The organism is Mesorhizobium amorphae CCNWGS0123 (assembly GCF_001686985.1).
GTDB lineage: Bacteria > Pseudomonadota > Alphaproteobacteria > Rhizobiales > Rhizobiaceae > Mesorhizobium > Mesorhizobium amorphae.
In genome coordinates, this window is sequence record NZ_CP015318.1 from 2,606,562 (window position 1) to 2,618,984 (window position 12,423).

Here is a 12,423-nt window from a genome sequence, read left to right on the forward strand (position 1 = left end):
TCTACAGTGCTGGCCTGAAAATGCCGTCGATGGCCGGGTCGCCATCGGTGACGACAAGGCCGCGCGCCACCAGATCTTCCAGATGCGCAAGCACCGACAGCCCGGCGGCGCCATGCAGGCGCGGGTCGGTGTCGCGATAGATTGCCGCAACCATCGCCTTGATCGTCCTGTCGCCGCCCCGGATGCGTTCCAGGATCGCCCGCTCGCGCATCTTGCGATGGGTCTTCAGGCCGCGCATGAAGCTGCGCGGCGCCATCACCGGGCCGCCGTGGCCGGGTAAAAGCAGACGGTCGCCGCGCTCGATCAGCCGGTCGAGCGAGGCCATGTAGTCGGCCATGGCGCCGTCCGGCGGCGCCACGATCGAGGTCGCCCACGCCATCACGTGATCGGCCGAAAACAAAACGCCGCTTCCTTCCAGCGCAAAGGCCGCGTGATTGGCGGCATGGCCCGGCGTCAGCACCGTTCTGATCGTCCAGCCGTCGCCATCGACCAGCGTATCGTCTTTGAGCGCCATGTCCGGGGCGAAAGCCATGTCGGCGCTGGCGTCGAGCGGGTTGATCTCGCCGATGCGCAGCGGCCGCGCCGGGCGATGCGGCCCCTCCGCCAGCACGATCGCCCCTGTGCGCTCCTTCAGCCGGGCCGCCAACGGTGAATGGTCGCGATGCGTGTGGCTGACGAAGATGTGGCTGACCGGCCGCTGCCCGATGGCTCCGAGCAATGTCTCGAGATGCGCAGCGTCATCCGGTCCGGGATCGATGACCGCCAGCGTGTCCCGCCCGACAAGATAGCTGTTGGTTCCGTGAAAGGTGAACGGGCTCGGGTTTCGGGCGGTGACGCGCTGGACGTCTGGCGCGACGGTCACGGCCTGGCCGTAAGCAGGATCGAAGCTGGTGTTGAATTTAAGGGCCATGAGGGGCGGGGAGCTCTGTTCCTGAGGTGGCAAAACCGATTGCCGCATAACACGGAAGCCAATATAGGAAAATACGAGGCCGCATGTTGGCGGCTGACCGGAATGGGGAAGACCATGGCAATTGCAACGACGATGCGTCCGCTTGTTTCTCTGGCTCTGCCTGAAAAAGGCGCGACACGCTTCGCGACGCAGCTGTTGCTGGCGATTGCCGGCACGCTGCTGCTGACCTTGTCGGCCAAGACGAAGGTCGTGCTCGGCCCGGTCGATATTTCGCTGCAGACGCTGGCCGTCCTCCTGATCGCCTCGGCTTTCGGCCTGCGCCTCGGCGTCGCCACGCTGCTTCTTTACATGGCCGAGGGTGCCATGGGCTTCCCGGTCTTCCAGGGCACACCGGAAAAGGGCATCGGCCTGGCCTATATGGTGGGCTCGACCGGCGGCTATCTTGCCGGCTTCGTTGTCATGGCCGCCATCGTCGGCTGGGCCGCCGACCGTGGCTGGGATCGTCACCCGGTCAAGCTTTTCAATGCGATGCTGGTCGCCGAAATCGTTATGATGGCGATGGGCTTTGCCTGGCTGGCGCTACTGATCGGCGCGGAAAAGTCATGGCAGTTCGGCGTCGTGCCTTTCATCGTAGGCGACCTGATCAAGGTGGCGCTCGCAGCCAGCCTGGTCCCGGCAGTATGGTCGCTGCTGTCGAAGCGGCCCTGACATTTATTAGCGGCCCTGACATTTATCAAATGAAAGCCAGCCGGCGGAGATCCCGCCGGCTTTTTCATGCGTTGGCCACTGCCAGGTGGTGGCGGAAACAGGTGGTCGGTTCCTCCGGCCAACTTCGGCTGCAGCTCGTTTCGCCGGTGAGATCACCAGGCGCGACCCGCAGCGAGATTGACAAGCCATTGCGCGAAACCTAAGCACGGGCAACTTGATGTCAGGGCGGGGGCCTCGGCAATTCAAGGAGATCTTGTTGAAAGGAATTATCCTTGCGGGAGGCAGCGGAACACGTCTTTATCCGCTAACATTAGCGGTCTCTAAGCAAATCCTGCCAATATACGACAAGCCGATGATCTACTATCCGCTGAGCGTGCTGATGCTCGCCGGCATCAGGCAGATTTTGATCATCTCAACTCCACGTGACGTGCCGGCTTTCCGGGAATTGCTCGGCGACGGCTCGGAGTTCGGGCTTGAGCTCACCTATGCGGAGCAGCCGCATCCCAACGGGCTCGCCGAAGCCTTCATCATCGGCCGTGAGTTCATCGGCAAGGACAGCGTGTCGATGATCCTTGGCGACAACATCTATTTCGGCGAAGGGCTGTCGCAGCTTTGCCGCACGGCGGCGGCCCGCGAAAGCGGCGCGTCGGTATTCGCCTATCATGTCGACGATCCGCAACGCTATGGCGTGGTGTCGTTCGACAAGCTCAGCGGCACCGCCCTGACGATCGAGGAAAAGCCGCAGACGCCAAAATCCAACTGGGCCGTCACCGGCCTTTACTTCTACGACAATGACGTCGTCGACATCGCCTCGACGATCCGGCCCTCGGAGCGCGGCGAGCTTGAGATCACGGCGGTCAACAACGTCTATCTCGAACGCGGGCACCTGCACGTCCATCAGCTCGGCCGCGGCTATGCCTGGCTCGACACCGGCACCCATGACAGCCTGCATGAAGCCTCGTCTTTCGTGCGCACGATCGAGCACCGCCAGGGCATCAAGGTCGCCTGCCCGGAGGAGATCGCCTTCGAACAGGGCTGGCTGACGGCAGACAAGGTGCTGCGGCGCGCCACCCGCCTCGGAAAGAACGAATATGCCGCCTATCTACGCAGGCGCGTCACCGACCTGACGGAGAAGTAGGTGCTGGAGGTAAGGCAACTCGGTCTCGACGGCGTGCTGGAGATCGTACCGAAGCGGCACGGCGACGAGCGCGGCTTTTTCATTGAAACCTGGAATGCCGAGCGCTTCGCCGAGGCCGGCATCGACCTGCGCTTCGTGCAGGACAATCACTCCTATTCCGCCGCCGCGGGCGTGGTGAGGGGGCTGCATTACCAGCTTCCGCCGCGCGCCCAGGACAAGCTGCTGCGCGTCATCAGAGGCAAGATCCTCGACGTCGCGGTCGACATCCGCCGCGGCTCGAAAAGCTTCGGAAAATGGGTCGCCCTCGAAGTCTCGGCCGAGAAGGGCAACCAGATCCTGGTGCCGAAGGGCTTCGCCCACGGTTTCATCACGCTCGTGCCGGACACCGAGGTTCTCTACAAGGTCACCGATACCTATTCGCCGGCGCATGACCGGTCGATCCGTTTCGACGACGCCGCAATCGGCATTGAATGGCCGACGGTATCGGGCGGGTTCCAGCTTTCGGACAAGGATCTCAAGGCGCCGCTCCTTGCAGCCGCGGAGGTGTTCCCGTGACGACTGTGCGCGTAAGGAGAGCGGCATGAATTTCCTGGTGACTGGCGGCGCCGGCTTCATCGGCTCGGCCGTGTGCCGGCATTTGTGTGCCAATCCGGCCTACCGGGTGACCAATCTCGACAAGCTCACCTATGCCGGCAACCTTGCCTCGCTGCGGCCGATCGAGAATGCGCACAATTACCGCTTCGAGCAGGCCGACATTTGTGACGAGAGGGCGGTGCTCGACATATTGCGCCGCGACGACATCGACATCGTCATGAACCTGGCCGCCGAGAGCCATGTCGACCGCTCGATCGACGGTCCGGGCACCTTCATCGAAACCAACATCGTCGGCACCTACCGACTGCTGAATACGACCCTGGAATACTGGCGCGGCCTGCCGGAGGACCGCAAGACCCGCTTCCGCTTCCACCACATCTCGACCGACGAGGTGTTCGGCGATCTTCCCTTCGACGGCGGCATGTTCGTCGAGGAGACGCCCTATGCGCCGTCCTCGCCATACTCCGCCTCCAAGGCGGCGTCGGACCATCTGGTGCGCGCCTGGCATGAGACCTATGGCCTGCCGGTCGTGCTTTCCAACTGCTCGAACAATTACGGCCCCTATCACTTCCCCGAAAAGCTCATTCCGCTGGTCATTCTGAACGCGCTCGACGAAAAGCCGCTGCCGGTTTACGGCGCCGGCGCCAATGTGCGCGACTGGCTGTTCGTCGAGGATCACGCGCGCGCGCTCGAGCTTGTCGCGACAAAGGGGCAAGCGGGCGAGAGCTACAATGTCGGCGGCAATTCCGAGCGCACCAATCTGAGTGTCGTCGAGACCATCTGCGACCTGCTCGACCTGAGAAGGCCGCGCGCCGGCGGCAAGCGCTACCGCGACCTGATCTCCTTCGTCACCGACCGCCCCGGCCACGACCGCCGCTATGCCATCGACGCCTCCAAGATAAGTCGTGACCTCGGCTGGTCGCCAAAGGAGAATTTCGACAGCGGCCTGGCAAGGACGGTCGACTGGTTCCTCGACAACAAATGGTGGTGGGGACCGATTCGCGAGCATCGCTATGCCGGCGAGCGGCTGGGCCAGAGCCCGGTTGAAGACAGCCCGGCTGAAGGCAGGAAGGGCGCGGCGTGAGGCTTGTCGTTACCGGACGCGAGGGCCAGGTCGTTACCAGCCTGAGCGAGGTGGCGCGCGCGGTCACGGGCGTGGAGGTGATCGCCGTCGGCCGGCCGGCGCTCGACCTGGCGCGGCCCGAGACCGTATTCGAGGCGCTGGCGGCGGCAGATCCGGACATCATCGTTTCGGCCGCCGCCTACACCGCTGTCGACCAGGCCGAGGACGAGCCTGACCTGGCCTTCACGGTGAACGCCGTTGGCGCGGGCAAGGTGGCGGAGGCAGCAGCGCGCCTCGGCGTTCCTGTGATCCATTTGTCGACCGACTATGTTTTCGACGGCGCAAAGGATGGCGCCTATGTCGAAACCGACGCCACCGGTCCGTGCAACATCTACGGCGCCTCCAAGCTTGCCGGCGAACTGGCGGTGGCTGCGGCCAATCCACGCCACCTGATCCTGCGCACGGCATGGGCTTACAGCCCCTTCGGCAGGAACTTCGTCAAGACCATGCTGCGGCTGGCCAGCGAACGCGACGAGATAAGGGTTGTGGCCGACCAATGGGGAAATCCAACCTCGGCACTCGACATCGCCGACGCCGTTGTGCATGCGGCGGCGATGCTGCAGGGCGACAACAACTTTGCCGCCTGCGGCGTCTATCACCTGGCGGGCAGCGGGGAGACGAACTGGAGCGGCTTTGCCCGCCATATCCTAGACACAAGCCGCGCGTTTGGTGGCCCCTATGCGCGGGTGACGGACATCGCCACCAACGACGACGCGACAAAGGCGAAGCGCCCCGGCAATTCGCGGCTGTCGAGCGCGAAATTCACCGCCATATTCGGCTGGACAGCGCCGGACTGGCGGCAGTCGACGCAAGCGGTGGTTTCTCGGCTCCTCATAGGAGACGAGGTAAATGTGGACCTATGACAAGCAGGCATCGCCGGAGGATTTCATGACCGTTCAGCTATTCGTACCAAGTTTCCGCATTGAGGAGTGCCTTTCGGAAATCCGCGAGTGCCTTGAAAAAGGATGGACGGGGCTCGGCTTCAAGACCGCTGAATTTGAGACGGCGTGGAAGAACTATACCGGACTTCCGCATGCCCACTTTCTGAATTCCAACACGGTCGGACTTCACTTGGCATTTCAGCTTTTCAAATCCAAATACGGATGGAAAGACGATGACGAAGTCATCACAACACCGTTGACGTTTGTTTCGACGAATCACGCCATTCTCTATGCGGGCCTGAAGCCGGTATTCGCAGACGTCGATGAGTACCTTTGCCTGGATCCTGACAGCGTCAGCAAGCTCATCACCGACAAAACAAAGGCTCTTATATTTGTCGGCATGGGGGGCAATGTGGGGCGGTATCAGAAGATATTGGAGATCTGTCGCGAACACGACATCAAGCTGGTGCTTGATGCAGCTCACATGTCGGGCACTCGTGTCAACGGAAAGCATGTAGGCGGCGATGCCGACGTATCGGTATTCAGCTTTCAGGCGGTCAAGAACCTGCCTACCGCCGACTCAGGAATGATCTGCTTCAAGGAAGCGGAGGACGATGAGCGCGTTCGCAAACTGACTTGGCTGGGCATCAACAAGGATACATATGCTCGCACCGCCGCTCAGGGAGCTTACAAATGGATGTATGATGTCGAGGAGGTTGGGCACAAATATCATGGCAACTCGATCATGGCTGCCATGGCCATCGTCCAACTGAAATATCTCGATATCGACAATTCCTTCCGCCGCCAGCTGGCGGTTTGGTACCACCGGCATTTTGATGGGCATAATCGCGTAACGGTCGTTCCAACCGCGAAGGGTTGTGAGTCCGCCCAGCACCTTCTTCAGATACGCGTTAAGAACCGCGACGTCCTGATGCTTGCGCTGAACGAGCACGGTGTCTATCCGGGCGTTCACTATCGCGACAACACGGACTATCGGATGTACGCCTACGCTGCAGGCACCTGCCCGAATGCGGCGGCCGCAAGCAAGGAAATCATCTCGCTGCCGCTTCATCTTCGCATGAGCAAGGCGGATGTGGATCTGGTTTCAGAATTGGTTCTCAAATACGCTCAATGAAACGGCAAATTACTCCCTTTGGAGACGGCACGATTGTCTTGAGGCTTGTGGAAGAGCGAGATCTCAAGACGATTCTCGATTGGCGCAATCGTGACGACGCACGCGTGTGGTTCAAGACGTCCGACAAACTCACATTTGACAGCCACCTTGCCTGGTACAAGCGCTACCTCCAAAAGGAGGATGATCTTTTCTTTCTGGTTGAAGCGGACGGCCGGCCGGTCGGCCAATGTGGGATTTATGATATCGATCACAACGCCGGAAGCGCCGAGATCGGGCGATTTCTCGTTGCTCCGGAAATGGCCGGGAATGGCTATATCAAGCGCTCGTGCTCGGAACTCGTGCGTTTCGGAACGCGTGTTTTGAAACTGCCCTATGTTTTCCTCGAAGTGATGGAGCAAAATACAAGGGCTATCGAGCTCTACACGCGATGCGGCTTCGTAGAAGAAGGCCGCTCCGACGGCATGATCCGCATGGGCTTTGGCCGAGATAGAGCTTCATGACCCCAACGCGAAACTCCACGCCGACGCTGGTGGGATCGCCCGCCATGGCCGCGTGACTCAAAACGAAACGGCAAACCCGGTGCGGTTCATGAAACATAGCTATTCAAGTGCGGACAAGAGCAGGCTGCTCCGAGATGTGATCCGCTCGCTGCTGCTGCATCGCGTCTGGTTTTTCATCGGCATGCAAGACGTCAAGCGTCGCTACCGTCGTTCGTTCATCGGTCCATTATGGATCCTTCTCAATCTTGGCGTGTATGTTGGGGCCATAGGCTTCGTTTATGGTGTCATGTTCGGCCAAGACCTGAAGGCCTTTCTCCCCTACCTGATGCTGGGTTTCGTCACCTGGGGGCTGATTTCCGCGTCTATCGTCGACGCTGGCTCGGTATTCGTAAGTGCGGAAGGTTATATAAAGCAGTTTTCATACCCAAAACAAATTTATATCCTGCGGGCGATCGTCAGCAACAGTATGAATTTCGCAATGGGTCTAGTAGCTGTGGCTGTCGTACAGCTATTTCTCGGTACTTTCGAATTTGTCGGATGGCTGTTGGCCATACCAGGTTTTCTGCTGATCTATATAGCGCTTCTGGGGCACACAACTATTTTTGCTTATCTAGGCACTGCCTTCCGTGATCTGCCTCATGCCCTAGCCGCTGTGTTACAGGTGGTGTTCTATCTAACTCCGATCGTCGTTCCCGCCAGCGTTCTCAAGAGCCACGGCATGGAATTCGTTTATCTCGTCAATCCGATCTATCATTTGATTGAAGTCGTGCGTCATCCAATACTGAATTCAGACTTAGCGCCGCTGTCTACATATGGCTTTGTGTTTGGTTATATTCTGGTGGTGTATTGCGTTGGCTGGTACGTGGCTTGGCGGTTGGACAAGAAAGTGGTGTTTCTCCTTTGACGCAGAACTTCATACGATTACAGAACGTCGGCGTACGTTTCACTGGCGACATGAGCACCGACGGGCTGATAGGCTGGCTTGCCAGAAAGCGGAGTGGCGTGTCGACCCCCGGCACCTACAATGTTGAGGCGCTGAAGGACGTGACGATCGCTATCGAACAGGGCGAGCGGGTGGGGCTCGTCGGCCTCAATGGGGCAGGCAAGAGCACGCTGTTGAAGGTCATGGCGGGCATCTACACGCCGACCAGCGGTATCGCTGAGTCGGAGGGACATGTTTGCCCGATGTTTGAGTTCGCAACCGGTTTCGAAATGCATCAAACCGGTCGAGACAATATCCGCATCCGTGGGTTGCTGCTTGGTATGACGCCCGATGAGATTGAGGCGAAACTGCCGGAGATCGAGGACTTTACCGAGCTTGGAGAGTTCCTGGCATATCCCGTGCGCACGTATTCGGCAGGCATGTTCATCCGCCTAGCGTTTGCCGTATCGACAAGTATCAATCCAGAAATACTTCTCATAGATGAGGTAATGGGAGCCGGTGACCTCCGCTTTGCGAACAAGGCAAAACGTCGCATGTTCGAATTCATGGAGCAGGGCAAGATACTTGTCTTCTCGTCTCATAATTTTGATTTATTGAAGAGTTTTTGTGCTAGGACAATTTGGCTGGAGAAAGGGCAAATAATCATGGACGGAAGTACTGAGGACGTGATCGCCAAATATGAATCCTCACAGAGATAGTTAGGTTTCCGCCACTGCGGGACGATACGTTATGCCTGCGGAGTGCGGGTTCGGGGGTAACATGAAATTTGGCGATTGTGGCCACGATCTTTTCATAAGGCGCATAGAAGAAGGCAAGCCGGCACCCGAAGTGACGGTGATCCTTCCCACATTTGCGCGTGCTAACGGGCCTCTGCAGCTTTCGATTGAGAGCGTTCTTTCGCAGAGCTATGGCGACTTCGAACTCATCATCGTCGATGACGGTTCGCGCGATGGTACCGCCGATGTACTAAATGAGTATCAGCTTGCCGATTCCCGGGTCATCATCCACTCATATAAGTATAACAGTGGTCTTCCGGCCCTGCGCGTGAATCAGGCTGCGCTTCACGGTCGCGGCAAGTACATTGCCTATCAGTTTGACGATGATCTTTGGACGGATGACAGCTTGAAGGTGCGCATGGCGTGGCTTGAACGCCAATCCGTGCCAAGCGTCGTCTATGGCAGCTGCGACGCTTATCGCGCGACGGACGACGGCGAGATCTTTCAGCGTGTGCTGGGGCAGGAGTTCAACTACAGCCTCCTCCTGCACGGCAATTACATCGCAAACAACACAGTAGTCCACCATGCTGCTCTCTTCGAGAGACACGGCATGTACGACCCTCACTTGGTGGCCAGGCGATATTCGGACTACGATCTTTGGCTGCGTTTCGGAAGAACTGCCCCCTTCCAATGGGTGGATGCGACGTGCTCGGTCGTTCGCGCCAACATGGAGAACTCGCTTGGCCGGGATGTGCAGGCAGATTTCACGCGTACCTCGAAATACCTACAACTTGCTCGAGACAACCAGCTGAATCCCGTAAATATTGCTCACTATGACCTGATTGCAGCCGATCAGTGGGGATTTAGATTCTCGACTGCAGAGATACAGCGGTACTATAGAGAAGAAGCATTGCCTTTTTTGTCTAAGTTCAACGACTACTGCGCCATTGAAGAGTTGGCTGTAGTGGCGTCAGGAGCAATGGATCACAAAAGGATACTGGTGACAAAGCCAGACTACAGTACGTCTGTAGATGTAGCGATTAGGAATTTCGAGAATATTGGAAACCAAAGGGGTTTTACCAGTACATTCGTCAAGGAATTGGATGTTAAATCGTTCGACATATCGGAAACGGACATCGCCATTCTATATCGCACTGTTGGGTCGGCAGAAAGGCTGTTGACTGACAAGGATCGAAAGAGCGTTCCCTGCGCCTATCTCATGGATGACAACATGATTCGCTTCCACGAAGTGGGGCCGGAACATTCCTCTATCGCGCCTGGCACCCCGGCATACCGCAGTATCATTGCGCAAATATCTGGCGCTAGCGCTGTCATCGGCTATAGCGATGAAATTATTGACGATTTTGCGGAGTACAACAATCACACAATTCAATTGAAGACTAACATTAATGGTGATTATGTACGACGTAGACAATACAACAGAGCAGGAAAAATCAAAATCGCTGTTTTCAGTAACGCGTTCCGCAAGACGGTTCTTGCAAAGCTTTGGCCAGGATTTCAGCGCGTTGCTGCGCGCCATAAGGAGAGTATTGAATTTCATTTCTGGGGTATTGACCCAGGAGACTTTCCAGTTTTGGGCTGCGATGTCCATTTCAAGCCGTTCACTCATTCCTACTACGGGTATCTTGAAGCGCTACGGAGGACCTACTTTGACATTTCGCTGACACCTCTTGAGGGCGAGACTCGTGCAGAAAGGAGCAAGAGCCCTGTCAAACTGTTGGAATCTGTCGTCGCTGGAGCGGTCAGTATCCTGAGTGATGTCGCCCCCTACAGTCGGTTGCCAAATGAGGTTTGCGTCAAGGCTCGAAACACGCCGGACGAGTGGGCAGGCGCCATCGAAAGTCTCATTGCGCTTAGGGCGGACGAGCGGGACGAAATTCTCGAACGGGCGCGGACCTATGTGGAAAACCGCTATACGACAGAGGTGCAGTATTACGACTTTTATGGCGCCCTCGCCGCAACAGAGCTTCATGCGCATTTGAAGGATAAGGCAATTCTCTACGCGTTTCATGAGGCGGCTCTGGGAGGGGCAACTCTTCATTTGCTAAGGCATGCGGCACTTGTATCCTCATTCGGCTTCAGGGTTGTTGGTTTGGTCCAGCAGGACGAGAGGTTTGGACCGGAGTTTGCTCGTCTCTGGCGCGAGGCAACAAAGGATGCCCCCTTGTTGGAGGAAAGCTGGCCCCATGGAGCCAATAGCGCCGATGACTCCAGGGCGCGTTCACGAGATGTGACGGATTTGGAGAGTGCCGAACGCATTGGGGAGAAATTGGCCGAGCTTGATGTAGGTCTTCTTCATTTCGCCACATGGCAGCCAGCCATGACGGCACTCGGATCGGAACTTGGCGTTCCAGTTGTCGCCAGCGTTCACCAATACTATGAGGGGGCTGATACACGGGCCTTCGCTCATGCAGTTCATTGTTCCTCGGCAACACATGGTGAACGATGGAAGAAGGCGTCGGGGATCCCTGTGCGCCGCATTGTCTGCCCCGTCGACGAGGTCTATTTTTCGCTTTTCCGGCCACGGGAGGCTCGGAACTTTGCCATACAAGATCCGCTGCAGGTAGTCGTATCGGGAACGCTGCAGCCCCGTAAGAATCAACTCGCTGCCATCAAGGCAGCGCTACTTCTGCGCGAGGCTGGACATGACGTTAGAGTCCACGTGATCGGTTACGATGACCTCCACTCTGAATACGCGAAGGCATGTCGCGTTTATGTGGCGGAACAAGGTCTGGAAAACCACGTCATTTTTCATGGGTTCGTTTCCGACCCGGAGCGCTTCTACGCGAGTTGCGACTTGTTGCTTATTTCCGCGCTGGACGAGTCCATGCCGCAGACGATGCTTCAGGCCATGGCGTCCGGTGTCGCTGTTGTATCGGCACGCGTTGGGGGCGTGTCCGAATTGATCAAACATCGCTACAACGGCTTGATCGCCAAGGATGCATCTCCCGAAGAACTGGCGAATGCCGTCAAGGAGTTCCTGGGGTATTCAGATGCACGGCGAGCGGAGATGTTGCGCAGTGCCTACCGGACTATAGGCATTCTGGGACGCTCCAGCTATGTACGCGCGGAATTGATGGACCTCTATGGGAGCGCTGTCCGCAGGTCGGCCTCCGAGAGGTTAACCGAGGCGATCACAGACATCCCGATGGCTCGACTGGGTATGCTCCCCGGGAGGTTCGAACCCGCTGTGGCTTCCACAATTGCCAGGCTCCATTCGGAAGTGGAAGCCCAGCATTTCTCGCGTTCGCTCAGGCTGGCGAGAGCCGTCACTGGGCGGTCGAGCGAGATGTGGGATTTGATTTCCTCCACCTTTGCTCCGCTTGATCTTTTCACCCGGCAGCACTTCGGCCGGACGCGACGTGATGAACTGCGCCTGAGCGAGGATCTTTCGAGTATATCCTACAGGGAGTATACCGTCCATTTTGCACTTCCCTCTCTAGCGGCCATCCATCTTGGCATCGTGCCGCTCGTCCGCGCGTCGGCGGGGCTTGTAGGCATCGAGATCGTGTCAAGCAAAGACAAGATTCTCGGTTCGACCGTGCGCTCTCTCGCCGACTTGGAAGAGGGCCTGCCCGCGAAATTCTCGCTGAACATGCCTGTGCGCGATCTCGAGGCAGGATGGCGGCTCCGGGTCTTCGTACGTGAATCGGACGTACCGGTCACCATCTATGAAGTGGTGCGGCCAGCAGTGCTCTACGGTGCGCTGAAGCGGTTCCCTTTCGCCAAGTTCGACTAGCGACGGCCGACGGTA

Annotated in this window: 11 protein-coding genes; 10 read left to right on the top strand and 1 reads right to left on the bottom strand. The window is 58.0% G+C overall.

Going from position 1 to position 12,423, the window contains the following annotated elements:
• Window position 1 precedes the first annotated feature (1 nt).
• Window positions 2-910 carry an MBL fold metallo-hydrolase gene (locus tag A6B35_RS12075; protein WP_006206299.1) on the bottom strand — a complete coding sequence of 303 codons (909 nt, stop codon included), beginning with the start codon at window positions 908-910 and terminating at the stop codon, window positions 2-4.
• A 114-nt stretch (window positions 911-1,024) separates the two neighbouring features.
• Between A6B35_RS12075 and A6B35_RS12080 the strand changes: the two genes are divergently transcribed.
• The 10 genes from A6B35_RS12080 to A6B35_RS12125 all read left to right on the top strand — a co-directional run bounded on the left by A6B35_RS12080 (window position 1,025) and on the right by A6B35_RS12125 (window position 12,408).
• Window positions 1,025-1,618, top strand: coding sequence for a biotin transporter BioY (locus A6B35_RS12080; RefSeq protein WP_006206298.1), 594 nt, complete (start codon window positions 1,025-1,027; stop codon window positions 1,616-1,618).
• Window positions 1,619-1,874: 256 nt separating this feature from the next.
• Entirely contained in the window at window positions 1,875-2,756 is an 882-nt protein-coding gene (rfbA, locus tag A6B35_RS12085) for a glucose-1-phosphate thymidylyltransferase RfbA (protein ID WP_006206297.1), read from the top strand.
• Window positions 2,757-3,311 (top strand): dTDP-4-dehydrorhamnose 3,5-epimerase, encoded by a 555-nt coding sequence (rfbC, locus tag A6B35_RS12090; RefSeq protein ID WP_006206296.1) that lies wholly within the window; start codon window positions 2,757-2,759, stop codon window positions 3,309-3,311.
• A 25-nt stretch (window positions 3,312-3,336) separates the two neighbouring features.
• On the top strand, window positions 3,337-4,434 hold the full coding sequence (gene rfbB / locus A6B35_RS12095; protein WP_006206295.1) for a dTDP-glucose 4,6-dehydratase: 1,098 nt from the start codon (window positions 3,337-3,339) through the stop codon (window positions 4,432-4,434).
• A complete protein-coding gene (gene rfbD / locus A6B35_RS12100; RefSeq protein WP_006206294.1) occupies window positions 4,431-5,336 on the top strand; it encodes a dTDP-4-dehydrorhamnose reductase in 906 nt (301 codons plus the stop codon). Before rfbB ends, rfbD begins: the two co-directional genes overlap by 4 nt.
• Window positions 5,323-6,489, top strand: a complete 1,167-nt coding sequence (locus A6B35_RS12105; RefSeq protein WP_006206293.1) for a DegT/DnrJ/EryC1/StrS family aminotransferase — start codon at window positions 5,323-5,325, stop codon at window positions 6,487-6,489. The genes rfbD and A6B35_RS12105 overlap by 14 nt, the downstream gene beginning before the upstream one ends.
• Window positions 6,486-6,989 carry a GNAT family N-acetyltransferase gene (locus A6B35_RS12110; protein WP_050900890.1) on the top strand — a complete coding sequence of 168 codons (504 nt, stop codon included), beginning with the start codon at window positions 6,486-6,488 and terminating at the stop codon, window positions 6,987-6,989. The genes A6B35_RS12105 and A6B35_RS12110 overlap by 4 nt, the downstream gene beginning before the upstream one ends.
• Window positions 6,967-7,893 (top strand): ABC transporter permease, encoded by a 927-nt coding sequence (locus tag A6B35_RS12115; protein WP_202799474.1) that lies wholly within the window; start codon window positions 6,967-6,969, stop codon window positions 7,891-7,893. The genes A6B35_RS12110 and A6B35_RS12115 overlap by 23 nt, the downstream gene beginning before the upstream one ends.
• Complete coding sequence (locus A6B35_RS12120) at window positions 7,890-8,630, top strand: ABC transporter ATP-binding protein (RefSeq protein ID WP_006206290.1); 741 nt, start codon at window positions 7,890-7,892, stop codon at window positions 8,628-8,630. The genes A6B35_RS12115 and A6B35_RS12120 overlap by 4 nt, the downstream gene beginning before the upstream one ends.
• Before the next feature lie 61 nt (window positions 8,631-8,691).
• Window positions 8,692-12,408, top strand: coding sequence for a glycosyltransferase (locus A6B35_RS12125; protein WP_157999236.1), 3,717 nt, complete (start codon window positions 8,692-8,694; stop codon window positions 12,406-12,408).
• Window positions 12,409-12,423: the final 15 nt, after the last annotated feature.